This is a genomic window from Clostridium sp. 1001271st1 H5, from assembly GCF_005845215.1.
Taxonomy (GTDB): Bacteria; Bacillota; Clostridia; order Lachnospirales; family Lachnospiraceae; genus Enterocloster.
The window spans coordinates 31709-52439 of sequence record NZ_SPHO01000011.1 but is presented as its reverse complement, the minus strand read 5'-3'; the positions used below and the strand labels follow the sequence as shown (position 1 = coordinate 52439).

Sequence of the window (20731 nt, the reverse complement as noted above, 5' to 3'; positions counted from 1 at the left end):
GTAAAGGGATTCATACATAAAACAAGGGACAGAAGGAGAACCATATGGCGGCAGTTAACATGACGGAAGGCGGTATCACAAAACATCTGGTGGATTATTCCATTCCCCTGATTCTGGGCAATATGTTCCAGCTTACCTACAATGCAGTGGACTCCATCATAGCAGGCAGATTCATAGGAAAAGAGGCCCTGGCGGCGGAAGGCACGGCCAGCCCGGTGATGAATATTGTCATACTCGGAATATCCGGTATCTGCATGGGGGCATCCGTACTGATGAGCGAGTTCTATGGGGCTGGCCAGAAAGAAAAGCTGAAACGGGAAATGTCTACCACGGTCATATTCGGCTGTTATTTTTCAGTGTTGATAGCCATACTTGGAGGATTTTTCTCAAACCCCCTTCTCGGAGTGCTGGGAGTGCCGGAAGAGATACAGGGCAAGGCGGCTTCTTATCTGTCCATCATTTTTTTAGGCGCTCCGTTTACTTATTTTTACAATGCAGTGTCGGCCGCCCTGAAAAGCGTGGGAGATTCTAAGACGCCCCTTAAGTTTTTAGCCTTTTCTTCTATATTAAATGCTGTTCTGGATTTGATTTTCATCGGAGGTCTTGGATTCGGCATTGTATGCTCTGCTGTTACCACGGTCGTGGCGGAAGCAGCCTCGGCCTTTCTCTGTATAACATATGTGTATAGGAAAATTCCCATGCTGCAGCTCAGGAGGGGAGAGTTCACCATGGACAGGCAGCTTCTCAGACAGACTCTGCGTTACGGCAGCATTACGGCATTGCAGCAGTCCTGCCAGCCCATCGGAAAGCTGCTGATACAGGGCGCTGTAAACCCTCTGGGTGTGGATATGATTGCGGCTTTTAATGCGGTCAATCGAATTGATGATTATGCGTTTACGCCGGAACAGAGCATTTCCCATGGAATCACCACCTTTGTGGCCCAGAACAGGGGGGCAGGCAGAAAGGAACGCATCCGCAAAGGGTTCAGGAGAGGGCTGACGCTGGAGGCGTGTTACTGGGTCTTCATCTGTATAACCATTACCTTGTTCCGAAAGCCGCTTATGGGATTGTTTGTAACAGCGGGAAATGAGGGAATCGTGGCGTTGGGAAGCAGTTATCTGGGGATGATGGCGTTATTTTATGTGTTCCCTGCATTTACCAATGGAATCCAGGGATTTTTCAGAGGGATGGGGAATATGAGCGTTACACTCTTGGGGACCTTTGTCCAAACCAGCCTCAGGGTGGTATTTGTATACCTGTTAACGCCCGGAATCGGACTTCCGGGGGTTGCGTATGCCTGCGCCATAGGCTGGAGCGTAATGCTTTTGGTTGAGGTTCCTTACTATTTTTGGTTTATGAGAGATAAATAATGGAAAAACCCAGGAATCTGTAGTAGAATGTGTTATATATAGAATAACGCTTAGCCATAAGGGGGATACAAATGAAGGAGGAAAGTACATATTATCCGGCCAGAGTTGGGGAAGGCCTGACCGTATTCATGATGGGAAGTATAATGCTGGAATATAACAGGAAGCCCCTGCAGATTCCCGGAGGCCCTTCGGGGAAGGTACTGCAGCTGATACTTATACTGCTGTATTCAGGCGGAGAGGGCGTACACAGGGAGGAGCTTCTGGATATGCTCTACGGCAGCGGCGAGTGCTCCAATCCTTCGGGAAGTTTACGGGCAACGGTGTTCCGTCTCCGCAAGCTTTTGGAGGGCAGTGAATTGCCGCCCCGGGAATATATCCGCACAGACGGCGGAATCTACAGATGGGACAGCGGGGACCTGCCTGTGTATATCGATGCCAGGGATTTTGAAAATACGGCAAAGGAGGCCCTGCGCACCCATGATGAAATCCTCATAAAACGGGCATGCAGCCTGTATCAGGGTGAATTTCTGGCCCAGCTCGCAGGGGAGAAATGGGTATCAGTGGTGGGGGTGCGCTATCAGGAGCTGTATTTCAGCTGTCTGCGGGCTGCCAGCAGCCTTATGAAGAAAAACCGGGAATATAACGGACTTCTGGAGCTGTGCAACTATGCCTGCGAGCTGTATCCGTATGAGGAATGCCAGATTATGAAGATTGACTGCCTCATTGCCATGAAACGGTTTAAGGAGGCCATGCAGGTGTATGATGCTGCTGTTTCCCAGTATTTTGAGGAACAGGGACTTCCGCCTTCTGAGAAGATGCTGGAACGGTTCCGCATCATGAGCGGGCAGATTCGTTATACATCGGATACCCTTAAGGATATAAGGGACAGCCTCCATGAGAGGGACCGGATTAACGGGCCGTATTACTGTGCGTATCCGGCCTTTATCGACTGTTACCGGCTCCTGGCCCGCATGGCGGAGAGGGTGGATTTTTCCAGTGTGCTTCTGTGCTGCACCTTGCTGGATTCAAAGGGCAAGCCTCTGGATGCAGGCGGGGAACTTTTAAAGGCTGCCTCGGAAAAGCTTCACGATGCCATAGGCAAATCCCTCAGGAAAGGCGACTTATTTACCTGCTATAATCCCAGCCAATATCTGGTCATGCTCAATGGCACGTCCAATGAGTATTGTCTGCGGATTTATGAGCGGATTGACAGGAACCTGCATCTCTGGGATGGGGGCAGGAAGGTGAAGCTTAATTACCAGGTGATGCCGGAGAGTCTGATGTAGGGGAGAAGGAAGATTGTGCCGGAAGATTAAGCGGGAAGATTAAGCAGGAAGTTTGCAATAGAATAAATTGGTTGGCAGTTGATAAGCCGTCGCAGTGGTCTGCGGCGGCTTTATTAATTACATCGAAAACATACAGTATACGAATTTAGAAAATAATTATCAGTCCGTCAGGCATGTATATTGGGCATAGCCCCATACCGGCCTTCCAGATACTGCTTACCATAGGCCTCATCGTTGCGCGGGATGAGGCCGTTTTCTTTTTTGTAACTGGAGAGAGGGTATAATTCGGTATCCTGTCCTTCCTGACGGCAGCAAAGCCAGATTTCATCCCTGCGCATCTGCGTTGGCTGCAGGATGGCGGTGTTGTGTGCAGTGAATAACAATTGCGCATTGTGAGGATTTTTCTCGCTATTAGCATAAAGAGAAATCAGGTAACGGAGTGCATGGGGATGAAGAACACAGTCCAGGTCATCGGCCATCATGAGACTGCCGTCATCCAGGCTGGCCACAACCGAGGGCAGCAGTGAGAGCAGCTTTTTGGTGCCCATGGATTCTTCCTCCCATGGCAGTTCAAAGGTGCATCCTTCATAAGGACTGTGAACAAGGAAGGCGGCAGGAGACTTATGGTCGGAATCAGGTATGATGCTGTAATCCGTTATATCAAGTCCCAAATCCTGCAGGATGCGGCACAGTCTCCGCCGCGTGTCCATATCGGATGGCAGTTCCCTGGGGCTGCTTCCCTGTATTCTGCTGAACCAGGAATAGGCAGCCCTGGCATGCATGGAATCCGTATAAGCATTGAGCCATGACAGCAGAGTCACCGATGGAGGCACGGCCTTAAGGGAGAAGGAGATGAGTTCCCGTCCGGGATGGATGACGGATTCCTTCCTATTAAAAAGAATACCCGTATCACTTCCCCCCAGGCTTCCGTAGAACAGATTCTCCTCAACAATGGCTCCCTTTAAGAACTGGAGCTGGTAACGGAACAGAAATCCCTGACTGCGGAATAACACGTCAAACTGGGTTGGAATGTCCCTGCACTCAGATGATAACATGCAGTGCACATCCCTGATTCTGGTTGGCACGGTGACAGAGGCTGTAACCAGGGAGGAGAGACAGGACAAGGCGTTGAGAACCGTGGACTTCCCGCAGCCGTTAGGGCCATAGATTCCGATAAGAGGAAGGATGCGTTCGCCGTCAGACGGGTCCTTCAACAGGGTATTTTTATGTTCGTTAATGGAGGCAGGTAGGAAATCCAACAAAACTTCCTCTTTGAATGCTTTGAAATTTTTAAAACTGAACTGGACCAGCATAATAGCACCTCGAAATGTGAGAAAAAAACTCATGAATATGCGTCATTTGTATCTGAAATCATTTTACCATAAAATTGACAATAACACAATTAAAAATGAGGTTTTTTCTCACTGGCTGGGTATATTCTTAAAGTTTTATAAATGGAAATGTATGGGGACAAAAACATGGAAAGGTTATAAAAAACAAGCGGGATTTTATTGATATAAATAAAAAGTAACGAAAAATGTGGGATAAATAACGCTTTACGTAACGCCATCTTTGCTATGATTATAGCGAGGGAATCTATAATTACATAAATAATTTAAGAAAAATTTTAAACTTTCTTAAATTGTAACCAGATTGTAACTGTGGTTTGCTATACTAGTTTCAGACAGTTGGATTTATCTGGAATCATGTAGAAGAAAAAATATGAGAGGAGTGTAAGTATGGAAGGACGAAAAAGGTCTGGCATGTTAAAGAAATCAGTTTATAACATGCGGAAGCGTCTGGTGGCCTTCGCGTTAGCGGCAGCCATGGTGTGCACCAACGTCGGTGCGGACCTGAACGCAGCGTATGCGGCTACATCGTCGTCAGAGTCTGTCACATTCGAAATGACTGGTTCCCAATTGGTGACAGCTATCGAAGAGGCAATCGAAAACGGCAATGTAATATCACCAGGCGACCTCGACTTTACCAATGGCGACATTGCGAAGTTTGAGAGTTTGTTCTACGGAGAAGGGAAGGTATTGGAAGTATTCCCGGACCCGGATGGCGGGAGTATGGATGCCGAACTAAGAGTGTTCGTACGTCTGCCGGAAGATGCCGATGACATGTATATGGTGACCGGCGATGAGGAGATTATCTTCTTATATGTGAATAATGGGGAAGATACAATCAGCTGCTCCACCAACATCACCAGGATGGACGATGGCGTAGAGAAGGTTAAAAAGACCAAGAGGATTACTGTAAAGAGCTTTGAAGCGGCATATGGCGATGAGGAGATTAATTACATTTCCAAGCCGGCAGAAGAGACTACAGCCCCTGCACCGGAAGATGTCAATGGACCAGCAGTTGAGGAAACCACAGTTCCTGATACCACAGCACCAACTGATGAAGGAACCGTAGATGATACAACGACAGTTGCTCCGGATGAAAATGAGTCAACGGATGCTCCGACAGAGGAACAGACCACGGCGCCGGAAGAAGGCAGCACGGCTCCGACGGAGGAACAGACTGAGGTATCTACAGAAGCAGCTACCACAGAAGAGGCAACGACAGAAGAAGCTGCGGCTCCGGAAACAACTGAGGAAAAAACTCAGGAAGCCACAGAAGCAGAAGTAAAAGAAACAGAAGCTCCTGAACCGGAAGCAGCAGAGCCGGAAGCGGCAGCTGGTGAACCAGTGGCATCCATTATCCGCCATTATGCACCGGTAGTTGCTGATAATGAGGAAGGCAATGCTGAGGAAACTCCTAAGGTTGATGAGGCAAAGGAACCTGAGGCTGAGCCGGAAGAAAAGACGGAACCTGTTAAGGAAACAGAGGCTCCGACAGAGAAAGAGACAGAGCCGGAAACCCCAGCAGAGACTGAAAGTACCAAGGAAGCGCAGGAAGGAAATACGGAAGAATCTGCAACAACTGCACCGGATGAAACATCTGCCGAGGCAGGGGAGAGCACGGACCCAAGTGAAACAACCACAGAGGGAACTACCGCTGCTCCGTCAGAAGGTGATGAGACTACAGCTCCTGAGACAACTACAGAGGCGGCAGAGACACCAGCTGAAACACAAGAGGTTCAGGTAGGAACTCCTTCTGAAGTTACAAAACCAGAAGTTAAGCCGGAAGAGACAGTTAATAAGGCTGTGACAACTGATTTGGTTGGTATAGGATACTGCAGCACTGCTAAGGTATATACCACTACGATTAATCAGCTGAAGGCTTTGGATGATTTTGAGGGTTATAAGGTTACTTATTCCATTAATCCGGGAGCCAGCGCGCGTATTGTGGATGGCGTCAGGGGTGTGGAAGAAGGTAATGATTTAACATTTGGTGTTGTAAATCAGATTGGTTATGAGACAGAAAGTGTAGTTGCCAATGGAGTCATTTTAACAGCTGACTCAATTGAAGACGGGGGAGATGGTACCCAGATAGCATGGTATACTGTTTCTGGAATTACGGAAGAACAGGATATCCAGGTAAATATGAATGAAATAGCACCCCATCCGGCATATTACGATTTTAAAGTTATTAAGGGTATTAGAATCGAAGTGTCAGCAGGCCAAGGTGTATTACCCGAAGATACTATACTGGATGTTAGGGAAGTGACTAATACATCACAGTTGCGTAAAGCTGCACAGGATGATGTTGACCCATCGATGGAATCCGCGAAAGTTGTTGACGTTATTGCGTATGATATTAAGTTACTGACTCCGGATGGTAATAATGTATATTTTGACGGTGAGACTGTTAATGTTAGGTTTTCAGGTACTAGAATAGAAGAGAATTCTAAAGATGCTGATTTGATTCAGATTTCATATGTAGAAAACGATGGAGTCTCAACAAAAGAGGCGGTAGAAAATGCAAATGCAAAAGAGCTTGCGGTAACCACAGTAGAGGAAAAAGATGTATCCGGTACTGCGACAGACGATGTATCATTTGATGCACAGCACTTTACGGTCGTTGAGATTCGAATGATAGAAACCAGGGAAGCAGATGAGCATGTAGTTAAATTCTTTTCTAGCGAAGATGAATCAGAGCCATTTGTAGTTCAGTATGTAAAAGACGGTGAACCTACAACTGCTCCTATTGTTCCTGATAAAGAAGGGTACACATTTGCAGGATGGGTTGATGGGAATGGAATTCCAGCTAATTTTGATTCTATTACATCAGATTGTATTTTTTATCCTTTATATACACAGTTGGAATCAACGATTACTTTGAGAGTTGATTATGTATATGAAGATGGTTCAAGAGCTGCGCAGCCGTTCATTGCCAATATACTAAAAGGTCAGAATGCTGATTATCAGGTAACAAGTCCTGTTCTTGAAGGCTTTAGCGTAGAATCAGGAAAGGAATCAGTCGCCTTTAATGGTATATATGAAGAGAGTCAGGCTGTTACTGTCACATATTATGGTGAAGTACGTAGCTATAAGGTAGAACACTGGCTTCAGAATCCGAATGACGATGGATATACCTTAAAGGATACAGAAGATTTGACTGGTCATGCAGGTACTCGTACTGAGGCGGTGGCTAGAGATTATGAGGGTTTTACTGTACAAAGCTTTAATAATGTAACAATTGGAAATACTGGAGATATTACAGTACGTATTAATTATAATCGCAATTATTACTTATTAGAGTATAATACAGACGGTGGAACATATATTGCACCTAAAAGATTACGCTTTGGGGCGGAAATTCCAGCGGTGGATAGTCCTACTAAATTAGGGTATGATTTTAATGGGTGGGATAAGAATTTAACCACTATGCCTAATCAGGATATTGTGATTACTGCTAAGTGGAACTCCAAAAAGCGGGCTGATTATACTGTTATATACTGGCAGGAGAAAGTCCCGGATAAAGATGGTAAAGTTAATGGGTATGATTTTAAAGAATCCGTAGTAATTAAAAATGCGTATGTCGGTAATGATGCAACATATGCTACAAAAACATACGAAGGGTTTAAACTTAATAAGGATTTAAGTAATGTACCCGTTAAAATTACGGCCGATGGAAAAGCAGTAAAGAATGTATATTATGATAGGGAAACGTATTATGTTCGTTTTTATGATAGGTGGGGGAGTGATGAATATACAAATTTAAAAATCACAGCAAAATTTGGCCAGGATATCTCAGATAAGTGGAATGATGATGCCCATTCAGTGTATCTTTGGAAGAATCCGGATGCACATACTGGGAACATAAGTTATTATACTTTGCAGTTTAATATGCCAGCACATGATTTAAGGGCATTTAATGGTGGTACTAATTCTGGAAAAAAGGTGATAATTTACTATGTGGAAGGCCTTGGAAATAGTAAGCCTTTAATTAAACAGATTGCTGAAAATCAAAGTTTCACTAGTTTAGATAATAGTGATAAAGCCGAAATACTAGGTTTTGATTATGATAGTTGGTTGAAATCCCCAGATTTCTTTAAGGGATTTGGCCAAAATGATTCGGACAAATGGTATAATGGTTCATGGCTTTATTACACTAGGAAATCATATGAGATTCAGTTTTATAATGCAACAGGAATCACCCCTAATCCGGTAGAAGTAAAATATGAAGATAGCATAAGAGATGCAGAGCCTAGAGGTGTAATTGGAAGGCCTGCGGGCATTGATTCTGATTATGTATTTGATGGCTGGTATACATCCCCAAGTTACGATAAGAAAGTTGAGTGGGATAAAGATATTATGCCAGCATATAATCTGAAATTTTATGCTAAATGGAAAGCTCCGGAATATACAGTTTATTTTGAAACGAATGGAGCAGATGCTATTTCTCCAAAAACTGTGACCAAGTATGAAACCATAACTTTACCTGATAATCCTGTAAAAGAAGGCGACGAATTCTTGGGCTGGTATATTGACGAGGCATGTACGATGCCGTTCATTAAAAACCAGCAAATCACTTCTGACATGACATTATATGCAAAGTGGAGTAGTAGTGAAGAGTTTAGCTACACAGTTCGCTATGTGGACGAAAATGGAGAACTTATAAGCAATCCAGTAAGCGAAGATGGTACGCTTATTACCAATCCACAAGAGCCAATGATTGTCAGCAAAGACGCAACTATAGTAGTCGATGCACCAGCTATTGCTGGTTATACCGCAAAAGTTCCGTCTATGAATGTATTGATTGATGAAAATGGGAAGCAGATTGATGTGGAGTATGTCCGGCATAGAGAATGGCAATATACAGTAAAGTATGTTGACGAGGCAACCGGGGATGACATCATAAGCCCCATCCCATACGTAACAACAGACAATGTGGTGATGGTTTCATATTTGCCAATAGATAATTATATTTTGACAGGAGAAGCACAGATACAGGTGAGTCCTGACAATACTATAGCTACTTTCAGATATAAGAAAGACCAGTCAACTTATAGAGTAATCCACAGGCTGTTAGATGCAAATGGGAATAAGGTACGTGATGTAGTTGATGAAATTAAAACAGCTAAAATTGGTACCTATGTAACTGAACCAGTAAATGATTATACTAATAACGAACCCTCTCAGAATTATATTTGTATATCTAATGATGTTAGGGAACGTAGCGGTGTAGTCAATCGAAAAGGTACTCTTACAATTATAATTCGTTATGCATTGGATGCAAATGGTCCAGATGAGAAACCGGATGTAGTGCCTGATATGTATGAATATCCAATTATCTATAATGGAAATGGCGCTACAGAAGGAAGTACTGTTGATAATGGAATTTATCCAGTGAATACGGATGTATTTGTGAAAGCAAATGGATTTATTAAAGCAAATTCCACCTTTGTTAATTGGAATACCATGGCTGATGGAAATGGGAATGACTATGCTATAGGTAGTACCATAAAGATGGAAAAAGGTGGTCTTGAATTATTTGCACAGTGGAAACTAGATGAATATGGATACAGCGTGCACTACTTCTACGATGAAGTAGAGGACGGAGTGAAGCTGGGCAGCGGAGAATTCGGAAGCCAGGTAACGGCCTATGAAGATAGGCCGAGAGATAATTATGTGCTTGACTATGTGGAGAACCTGCCGCTGACCATCAGTGCAGATGAATCGAAGAACGTTATCAACGTGTATTATGCGAAGGATGACGATGGGGACAAAACGCCAGATAAGTACCAGGTGACAGTAACCTTCGGGGCAGTGAACGGAACGTTTACGGAAACGGGAAGCACCTATACAGAAAGGGTATATACCCTTAAGAAGGACGGGAAGCTGAGCGAGACCGGAAGCTACGAGCTGCAGAGCAGTGATATACCGGAAGCCAAAGCGGCGGACGGATATACAGGCGAGGGAAGCTGGGATGTGAATCCGGTGGGCCAGCAGGTAAGCAAGGACAGTGAGAAGTTAAGCTACATTATCACGTTCAGTACCAAGGGTCAGTATGACGCAAGCGTGGAGTTCTACTTTGACGGAGAGCTGGACGAAGGCCTGACAGAGACATCGAAGGAGTACTTCGGGGAGCTGTTCCAGATAGCACCGGAGCCGGAGCTTACACATGACGAAAAGCATTATGCGCTGGATGAGGTCAGGAACAACGGCCTTCTGATTAGCACAGATAAGAGCAAGAACGTAGTGGAGGTATACTACGCACTGGACGAAAACGAGGACGGAACGCCGGATAAGTACCAGGTGACAGTAACCTTCGGGGCAGTGAACGGAACGTTTACGGAAACGGGAAGCACCTATACAGAAAGGGTATATACCCTTAAGAAGGACGGGAAGCTGAGCGAGACCGGAAGCTACGAGCTGCAGAGCAGTGATATACCGGAAGCCAAAGCGGCGGACGGATATACAGGCGAGGGAAGCTGGGATGTGAATCCGGTGGGCCAGCAGGTAAGCAAGGACAGTGAGAAGTTAAGCTACATTATCACGTTCAGTACCAAGGGCCAGTATGACGCAAGCGTGGAGTTCTACTTTGACGGAGAGCTGGACGAAGGCCTGACAGAGACATCGAAGGAGTACTTCGGGGAGCTGTTCCAGATAGCACCGGAGCCGGAGCTTACACATGACGAAAAGCATTATGCGCTGGATGAGGTCAGGAACAACGGCCTTCTGATTAGCACAGATAAGAGCAAGAACGTAGTGGAGGTATACTACGCACTGGACGAGAACGAGGACGGAACGCCGGATAAGTACCAGGTAACAGTAACCTTCGGGGCAGTGAACGGAACGTTTACGGAAACGGGAAGCACCTATACAGAAAGGGTATATACCCTTAAGAAGGACGGGAAGCTGAGCGAGACCGGAAGCTACGAGCTGCAGAGCAGTGATATACCGGAAGCCAAAGCGGCGGACGGATATACAGGCGAGGGAAGCTGGGATGTGAATCCGGTGGGCCAGCAGGTAAGCAAGGACAGTGAGAAGTTAAGCTACATTATCACGTTCAGTACCAAGGGCCAGTATGACGCAAGCGTGGAGTTCTACTTTGACGGAGAGCTGGACGAAGGCCTGACAGAGACATCGAAGGAATACTTCGGGGAGCTGTTCCAGATAGCACCGGAGCCGGAGCTTACACATGACGAAAAGCATTATGCGCTGGATGAGGTCAGGAACAACGGCCTTCTGATTAGCACAGATAAGAGCAAGAACGTAGTGGAGGTATACTACGCACTGGACGAGAACGAGGATGGAATTCCAGATAAATACCAGACAATATTCCGATATGTCAGTGCTGATGTTAGTAAGGGAACGGTAAGTATTGCGGAAGAAGTCCATACCTTCAAGGACGATAATGGAAACTACACTGAAAAGACACCAATAAGCCCCAATGGAGCAACCGCAACCGCAACCGATGGCAATGCATTCGATTACTGGACAGACAACGATGCAAAAGATTCAACAATCAATATGAGCATTCTGAAATCGAAGACATATTTGGAAGACACCACCTTCACTGCATACTTTGATACAGACGAGAAGGGAAATGGCCCAGACGGAAATGAACCTGACGGAGTACCTGATAAATATGAAACAATCTTCGTATACAAGAGTGCAGATGTGACAAAGGGTACGGTAGATGCAGACCCACTTAAGGCAGAAGTACATGTATTCATGGATGCAGATGGCAACTACACAGAGAAGACACCGATTAGCCCGAATGGCTCAATCGCAACAGCTCTGGATGGCTATGCATTCGACTATTGGACTGACAGAGAAGTAAATGACTACACTCCAGACATGTCAAAGATGAAGTTGAATACCTATCTGGTAGATACAACATTTACAGCATACTTTGACGTTGATGAAATCGGTACTGAAGAGCCGAATACACCAGATGGAGTACCTGATAAGTACCAGATTGTGTTCCAGTATGTATCAGAAGACGCAAATCGTGGAACAGTATCAGGAACAGTAACTGAAGTCAAGACCATCTATGAAATCGTTACAGGAGAAGATGGCAATGACCATAGGGAACTGAGGCCTGCAAGACCGGGCGCTAACGTAACAGTATCCAGCATTGGAAATTATACTTTCAATAACTGGACAGATGGAAGCAGGAGCTATGCCAATGCAGACGAAATCAAAGCTGCAGAGTTCACACAGAGCACCACGTTTACCGCACAATTCAGATATAGTGGCGGTGGCGGTGGCGGAGGAGGCGGTGGCGGCACCGGCGGGAACACCGAAGGCAATGGACGCTACACCCCATCACCCGGTGGCCCGGGAGCAACTACAACCATCACTCCAGAGGATGTGCCGTTAGCACCTCTTCCAGAATCACCAGTAGATGTAACCTTAATCGATGACGGTGAAGTGCCGTTGGCACCACTGCCAAAGACAGGTCAGACATCTATGAGAACCACATTGACTATGATGTTATCAGGAATCTTCGTTGCGGTAACAGCATTGAGCAAGAAACGTAAAGAAGAGGATTCATAACAGTCAATGTAAAACAAAATAGCAGTATAACAGGAGCCCCTGGTCATTATGGCCAGGGGTTCTTTTTGGCTCTTTGTCAATCGTTAGGGTGGGATTTAGAACAAATTAAATAAATATTAAGAATTTTCCCATTATCTGGCCAACCTAACGCTTCCAATAACGTCCCATTTGATATGATTAATAACATAGGACTAAGTATGAAGAGGAGAAAACGGTATGAAGGAGAAAGGAAAATCAAGAGCATTGCATAGAAAACCTTATGGTTTATGCAAAAGGCTGCTGGCTGCATTGATTGCTGCGGTTATGATTACCACTAATATTGGTACGGACCTTACGACAGCATATGCGGCGGAAACTTCCGACAGCGTAGTTTTCGAGATGAGCGGTGCCGGTTTGGTTACCGCAATTGAAGAGGCGATTGCTGCAGGAAATCCCCTACAGGAAGGAGACATTGACTTTACCAACGGAAAGACAGAACAGTTTGAAGCATTATTTTATGGTGAAGGAAATGTATATGAGATTTATCCGGAATATGACGGAGGGGACATGGATGCGGAGCTGCGCGTATTTGTCCGGCTTCCGGATGACACGGATGACATGTATATGGTCACCGGAGATGAGGAAATTATATTCCTGTATGTGAATAATGGGGAAGGTTCCATCAGCTGTTCCGCATCCATCACCAGAATGGAAGATGGCAAGGAGAAGGTAAAGAGAACAAAGAGACTGACTGTAAAGAGCTACGAGGCTGCGTTTGGAGATGAGGAAGTAAATATCATATCCAAGCCTGCGGAAACGGTTCCTACGGAGACAGTTCCTGCGGAAACGACTCCTGCAGAAACCGTGCCGTCGGAAACAGTTCCCGCTGAAACAGTTCCAGGAGAAACCGTGCCGTCAGAATCAAACCCATCGGAAACCAATCCGGCAGAGTCAACCCCGGCAGAGTCAGCTCCAGATGAAACGGAGGACCAGACATCCCAGAGTCAGGAGACAGAGAATTCAGCAGGAGAGGAAGGGCAGAAAGAAACCACAGCTCCTGCTACAGAGGAAACAGACACTGGCAAACAGGAAACGGACGGGACCCGGAAGGAAACAGAAGAAAAACAGAATGAGAATACAGATAAGACCGGGGAAGCACCCGATAACGTAAAAGAAGAAACGGAACAGAAGGCAGAGCAGGACAAAGGACAGAGCGATGCTGAAAAAAAGGATGCGAAGTCAGAGGCAGAGCCGGAAAAAACAGTGAAAGATGAGTCCACAGATAACAGGCCTGTTGCATCCATAAACCGTCACTATGCGCCTGTTGTTGCAGAAAAGGCAGGTGATGGGTCAGCAGCCCTTCCTGAAAATCATGATTCAAGTGTGAAAATCGAGGAAGAGACAAAAGAATCGGAGGAGAAAAAATCAGAAGACAAAGAATCCGAAGATAAAGAACCCCCAAAGAAACACCAAAATGAGGAAACAGCCGCAGATACCTCTGAAAAAGAAACCACAACAAAAGAAACCTCTGACAGCCAAAACAGCAGTAATGTGGAACCATCAGATGAAGCAGGTACATCCAGCGAGTCAGATACATCCAACGAGTCAGGTACATCCAGCGAGTCAGATACATCCAATGACTCAGCTGCATCCGGCAATACCGAACCAACCGATGTCTCACAACCAACCGGCGGGTCAGAGCAGTCCAGCCAGGCTGACCAGACCAGCCAGCCAGATACATCCGGCGAATCCGGTCATGGTAAGGAGACAGAGGAAGAGTCCGCTGCGGACACTCCGTCCGAAACAACAGGGGCAGCCATAACCGATGAAACGCCTGTCATTACCATAGAGACAGAGCCGTCGCAGGCACCGGCGGAAACAGAGGCGGAAGAAGTACATAAGGTTAAATCAGCCACATCGGATGACCTTGTGGGAATCGGATACTGCAGCACGGCCAAGGTTTATACCACTACTGTAAATACGCTGAAGGCCTTAAATGATTTTGAGGGATATAAGGTAACCTATGCTGTTTATTCACAGGGAACAGCCCGCATTGTAGACGGCCCGCGCGGTGTTGAGGAAGGCGGAAGCCTTACATTTGGCGTCAAGACCCAGGTTGGTTATGACATACAGTCAGTGTCAGCCAATGGAGATATCCTGGAAGCCTCAGATTCAGAAGCCTCAGACTCAGGTGCCCCAGACTCAGAGGCAGCAGTCTTCGGGAAAGCAAACCCGGAGGCTTCATCCGAAAGTATCACCTGGTTCACCATAGAAGATGTGACGGACGAACTGGAGATTGAGGTTTATACCACTGAGACAGACGAGCATCCGGAATTTGCAGATACCATTGTGGTGGATGATGGCATGATTATCAGCCTTTATGCGCCGGAAGGCGTATTGCCGGAGGGTGTAACTGCTTCAGCGGAAAGAGTGGATGCAGCCCTTGAGGATTCCATCCGGGAAAATGCACAGGAGGCGGCTTCCGAAGAGGGAAAGAATGTCTCATCAGTGGCAGCCTATGACATAAATCTGTGGCTTGGAAACCAGAAGCTGGACGCCGGAATCTGGAACCAGGAGGGCGCTGTGACAGTGACATTTTCCGGTATTCCCGTGAGGGAGGCCAGCCAGACCGCAGAAGAACTGTCCATTGTTCACGTGGAAACAGAAGCTGAGGATGTAAAGGCCTTGGAAGAGGTCCGGGATACGGTGGATGTATCTGGCAGAACGGTAGATACACTGAGTTTTGAAGCAGAGCACTTTTCCATCTATGCAGTAATCAGCAGAGATAATATAACCTGGACTACGGTGAAGGTTAACAAGGGAGAATCTTTCTTAGTAAAAGCAAACCGGATTTATGGCGGTAAATGGTCCGCATCAGACCCAAAGGCAGTTGCTGTGCGGACAGTGAAGGATACAAAGGAAAATGGCAAATGGTATTCGGTGGCAGAAGTAAAGGCTTTTGAAGGTGATAAAGCAGCCACAATCTGGTATGGCAATGGATTATACAATGAGTTTTTCAATATTATAGTCAAAGACACAGCCAGCCAGTTCCATTTCAAATTCAATCAGGAATCCTCCGATATATCATTATGGTATAGCGTCAACGGCGGAGAACTCAAAGAAATGGAGAGAGGCCAGAACCTTCAGACAGCCAGAACGGACATTGTATCCTTCTATGTAAAACCGGCCACCGGCTATGTGACTCCGACCACCTTTGAGCACAGAAATGGCGGGTCCGAGGCAGAGCTGGCAAAAGCGCGGTATGGGGAAGGCATCTATGTGGATATAGCGGATGCACCGGACGCCATTTCCGCTGACGGCGCAAGCAGGGATTTTTCATCTGCAAACGCAGAAGCTGTTTCCCTGGGATGTACCAACCAGTTCCATTACTCCGACAGGAACGAGGCATACCGGTACAGGGAATTTAAAATCCAGGCAACGCCTGCAAGGATTAAGGTAAGGTATGATGGCAATGGGGCGGAAGGAAAGGCTCCGGTTGACAACGAAACCTATTACCACCCAGCAATTAAAAATAAAAACAGCTATATTGAGATTAAGGGTTCCGGAAATCTGAAAAAGAATCATTTTGATTTTGCCGGATGGGAACTTGCCGAAACCAGCGTCAACCAGGCCGGCAGTAAGATATATCAGCAGGGAGACAAGCTGTTTGTAGGCAATGTCTGGAAGGATATAAATATAAATCCGGTCACCTATGTCCTTACAGCCAAGTGGAATCCCAGACAGTATACACTTACCACGGCTTCGGATGCATATTCTGTCATTGACCAGGGCGCGCAGTATTTTTATGACGCAGAAGCTCTTATCAAGGTGAGCTTTGCAGCCGTACAGGGGTATCGGATATCCGGCGTCAGGGTGGACGGTGTTGATTTAACAGGAAAAGCACTGGATGAAGCTGTGAAAAACGGATGGGTGGAAGTGGACTGTAAACAGGACCATCAGGTATCGGTGACTTCCGTCAGGTCTGAATATAAGCTTATTACCAGCTCCCAAAATGCCGATATCACCAAAGGAACTAAATACTCCTACAGCGATACGGATATGCTGGATGTGAAATTCAAGGCGGATAAGGGCTATACGGTTACCAGCATTACTGTGGATGGGAAATCTTACACATCGGATGAAATCCTGGCCATACTGGCGGAGACGGACCAGCAGGGCTACAGCCATATAACACTGGACCGCAGGCAGGACCATACAGTGGTGGTTAAGGCTGATAAGACGCTTTATACACTGACAGCCAGGGCAGATGAGAATTCCTGGATTAATCCTCAGACCAAGAGCTACGAGTATCAATGGGCCGGCAGCTATAAGGTCGAGTTTGGGGCAAAGGATGGTTACCAGATACAGAATATCATTATTGATGGGAAGGAATTAACTGGTCTTGAGAAGATGGCTGCCATAGCTGCCGGTGCTTACCGGTTTGATTATAGGAGCAGCCACACCATCGAAGTGACCACAAGGATAAACAGCTACCGTCTGGTCACGGACTCAGACCGCAACAGCTGGATTACCCCTTCCATGGATTTCACCTATGATGGAACGGAGAAGCTCAGAGTGGAATTCGGCGCAAAGGAAGGCTATTCCATATCCGGCCTATGGGTTGATTTGCGCCCATACAGAGGAGATGAGCTGAAAGAGGCGGTTTCCAGAGGATATATAGAGCTGGAACGCAACAGGGACCACATTGTAACGGTCACAAGCAAGATTAACGAATATAAGCTGACTGTGGGAGCGGATGAAAACAGTCAGATTACAGAACCAAAGCAGGCCGTAACCACCTTTACCTATGATGCAGGCAAGAGCCTGGTGGTTAAGTTCAAGGCCAATACAGGCTACAGAATCAGTAATGTGATAGTGGATGATGTTTCCCTGGAGGGAGCAGAGCTTCTCAAAGCGCTGGCCTATCATTCTGTTTCAGTGGACCGCAAGGGCGACCACAGTGTATTCATAGAGAGCAGTCCCTTGGAATTTACCCTTACTACCGGGTCAGACCTGCACAGCCGGATTACATACCCGCTGGATAGGATTTATACGTACAGCTATGATTCAGAGGAAATGACAGAGGTTACCTTTGAGGCGAAAGAAGGGTATGGCATTTCCGGGATTTTTGTAGATGCACATCCCCTTAAGGGACAGGAACTGCAGGATGCCATTGAAGCAGGCAGTGTAAGGGTTGACAGGAAGGCATGTCATTCCGTTTATGTGACATCGGAGGCCATGCGTTTTACTCTGACTACGGCTTCTGATGAACATTCCAGTATCAGTGAAGGCGGAAGCTACGGATATGATGCAATTCTGCCTGTGCTGGTAAGGTTCAGGGCGGATACAGGTTATACCATAAGCAGCATTACGGTGGATGGCCGTCCGCTTCAGGGGGAGGAGTTTGAAAAGGCAGCGGCTCTGGGATATGTGTCTCTGACACGTACCAGGGACCATGAAGTGGAAGTCACCAGCCAGATTCGCCGGGATTTGGCATACACGGTAAATTATTTCTTTGAAAATACCCAGGGGACGTTCCGCATTGACAGGCAGTACGAGCATGCACAGCATGTGACAAATGCAGAATATGGTTCCGACATTGTATTTGATAAGACAGCATCCCTGGATAAGGACGGACGCCATTATGCGCTGGACCACATTGACGGGGACGGCAAAAAGGTTTCCCTTAATCCGCTGGCCAATGTAGTTAATGTCTACTACGGCATTGATGAAATAGGGGAGGCTAATCCGGAGGACAGCGGAAAGCCGACAAATCCGGACGGCATACCGGACCGGTACCAGGTTACATTTACCTACAGGGCCGGTGCAAACGGCGCCATGACAGGAACAATCATGGAGGTAATGACACGGAGGGATTCAACCGGGGAATTAAGCCTGTACGCTCCTGTAAGTCCTGCTGCTGACGGTGTGGAATACCTTGCAGATGACGGATTTACCTTTAATAATTGGAAATCCGACCAGCCCGGCTATCAAAAGCTGATGCCTGATTATGTGTTTGATGACACAGAGGACATTGCTGCGCATAAGTTCTATTGCGACACTGTATTTACAGCTAACTTCCTTGATAATGAGAACATCCGTTACAAAGTGGAGTTCCGCATGCAGTCCAGGGGCCGTTACCCGTCAGAGCCAACATACACGGAGATAAGGAATGATGTGCCTCTCCATGGGATGGCGAAGGTAACAGAGCAGGATTTGGCGGATAAGGTTGAGAGTGAATGCACCTATGTTCTGGATACAGATAAATGGAATATCAAGGAGGCTAAGGTAAAAGAGGATGGTTCCACTACATTAAGGCTTTACTTTAAGCAGCAGTTTACCGTGACCTATCAGCCGGGCAGCGAAGGCGCATTTGCAGAGCAGTCAAAGAGCGATTACAAATATGGCGACCGCTTAAATCCGTTTATCGGTGAAAAGACGCCATTGGATGAAAAAATGCGGTTTGCAGGCTGGATGGATATGGAAGGCAATGTACTGCAGGACAGCCAGCTTCCCAAGACAGTTACAAAGAATCAGGTTTATACCGCTGTATTTGAGGAAGATACGGTCAGGAGCGGGTTCTTTGTGAGAAAAGATAAGATTGCAAGGCCGGACGGCAATGAGCCGGATTCTTCTTATAAGTATGTATTGTTCGGGGAAGGCTTCCTTCATGCCGACCCGGTGATGGTTCCGGCGCCGGCCGGGGAACTGAGCCAGAGCAATGAAGCGGTCATAGAGCGGATTGCCCAGTGGCCGGAGAACGACACATTTACCATGGACGGCAGGACCTATTCCAAGGACGATATCATATGGTATAGGATTCAGTTTGAGGAAGGCGACCCGTACGAATGGCATGTGGATGGTGAATTAAAGCACAATATAGCGGTTGTATTTGATTTGAAAGGCGGAACACTGAATGATTCGGCTGACCCGCTGGTGACCTACAGCCTGCAGAAATACGGAGTGATTACAGACAACCTGATTCCTTCACTGGACGGAAGCGGATTCAGCGGCTGGAGGGTTGTGGATTCCATGGATGCTGACTTTAAGGCGAACCAGTTATATCAGGCAGCGGATATCAATAACCATGAGTTTACCGGCAGCGTTGCCTTTGAAGCAGTTTGGGATATCAATATGTACACTGTGAAGGTGGAGATGGTTGATAAGACAGTGCCTGCAAACGTGCTTGACAGCAGGCTTCTGGAGCAGGTGCCCTTTGGGTCGGACCCGGAAGCAGACGGCAGGCTCCACGGACTGATTGCCGAATCAATCGAGGGAACAGATGGAACCCACTATATCTATACCGGAATGATGCGCAAGTCCTATGAACCTGTCCAGGGGGTAAGGGAAAATGGAACCATAACCCTTTATTACATGGCGGATAACGATGGACCGGACCATAAACCGGATGGAATTCCGGATGCCTATGAGATTCAGTTTATCTATGAATCCTCGAATGAGCAGCAGGGACGTATCCGTGATAACCGTACAGGTGCATATGGAACCGTTACAGAGTGGAAGAGTCTGGTGGAACTTGATTCAGAAGGACGCATTGTCATTGGGGCAGATGGAGAACCCGTATTCCTGGAGGATGGGGTGAGCCCCGATGCGGCGGTTACGGCCGAGGCATATTCCGGATATACTCTTTCCGGATGGAATGCAGCCATGGACGATGTGAATACAGAGTTTACCGATTTAAATGATATCAGAAGCAATAAGTATCAGCAGGATGCGGTATTTGCAGCCCAGTGGTCCGCAACCGGTGGAAATACTCCTGACGGCAGCGGCAGCGGAGGCTCCGGAGGTTCAGGCGGAAGCGGAGGTTCAGGCGGCTCCGGCAGAAGGTATGTTTCCACAGCGGGAGGTCCCGGAGCAGTTACCCTGGAGGATAACCAGGTTCCGATGGCCGAAGGGCCGGAAACAGGCATGGCGGTTATTGATGATGGAGAGATTCCTCTGGCTCCTCTTCCAAAGACCGGAAATGTAATGGACAGAATGAGTCTGACATTCCTTCTCTCCGGTATCGTACTTACCCTGTCAGTATTTGACAGAAAAAGGCATATCAAATAAGGCATAAAGAGATAGGGCACAGCAGTATGGAGATTTCCGTACTGCTGTGTTTTTTAATGAAACTTTAATAATCTTTTCACAATCTGACGTGGTGGAAATACGTTTGGATTTGGGATATAATAACTCC

The 20731-nt window shown here is 46.7% G+C and carries 5 protein-coding genes; 4 read left to right on the top strand and 1 reads right to left on the bottom strand.

What is annotated here, in order from left to right:
- Positions 1-44: 44 nt before the first annotated feature.
- Both FGS84_RS17120 and FGS84_RS17115 read left to right on the top strand, forming a co-directional pair.
- Positions 45-1370 carry an MATE family efflux transporter gene (locus FGS84_RS17120; RefSeq protein WP_138309747.1) on the top strand — a complete coding sequence of 442 codons (1326 nt, stop codon included), beginning with the start codon at positions 45-47 and terminating at the stop codon, positions 1368-1370.
- Positions 1371-1441: 71 nt separating this feature from the next.
- The gene (locus FGS84_RS17115) at positions 1442-2656 is read left to right on the top strand and encodes a BTAD domain-containing putative transcriptional regulator (RefSeq protein ID WP_138309746.1); all 1215 of its coding nucleotides are present in this window, start codon (positions 1442-1444) and stop codon (positions 2654-2656) included.
- 167 nt (positions 2657-2823) lie between these two features.
- Here the strand turns inward: FGS84_RS17115 and FGS84_RS17110 are convergent, their stop codons facing one another.
- On the bottom strand, positions 2824-3969 hold the full coding sequence (locus FGS84_RS17110) for an AAA family ATPase (RefSeq protein WP_138309745.1): 1146 nt from the start codon (positions 3967-3969) through the stop codon (positions 2824-2826).
- Positions 3970-4395: 426 nt separating this feature from the next.
- On the opposite strand from FGS84_RS17110, the gene FGS84_RS17105 reads away from it, so the two are divergent.
- Positions 4396-12555 (top strand): doubled motif LPXTG anchor domain-containing protein, encoded by an 8160-nt coding sequence (locus FGS84_RS17105; protein WP_138309744.1) that lies wholly within the window; start codon positions 4396-4398, stop codon positions 12553-12555.
- A gap of 216 nt (positions 12556-12771) precedes the next feature.
- Complete coding sequence (locus FGS84_RS17100; RefSeq protein WP_138309743.1) at positions 12772-20604, top strand: doubled motif LPXTG anchor domain-containing protein; 7833 nt, start codon at positions 12772-12774, stop codon at positions 20602-20604.
- The last annotated feature ends 127 nt before the right edge of the window (positions 20605-20731 follow it).

Coding starts and splice junctions, on each gene's coding strand:
- FGS84_RS17115 (WP_138309746.1), top strand. CDS start 1,442: ATGAAGGAGGAAAGTACATATTATCCGGCCAGAGTTGGGGAAGGCCTG.
- FGS84_RS17120 (WP_138309747.1), top strand. CDS start 45: ATGGCGGCAGTTAACATGACGGAAGGCGGTATCACAAAACATCTGGTG.
- FGS84_RS17100 (WP_138309743.1), top strand. CDS start 12,772: ATGAAGGAGAAAGGAAAATCAAGAGCATTGCATAGAAAACCTTATGGT.
- FGS84_RS17110 (WP_138309745.1), bottom strand. CDS start 3,969: ATGCTGGTCCAGTTCAGTTTTAAAAATTTCAAAGCATTCAAAGAGGAA.
- FGS84_RS17105 (WP_138309744.1), top strand. CDS start 4,396: ATGGAAGGACGAAAAAGGTCTGGCATGTTAAAGAAATCAGTTTATAAC.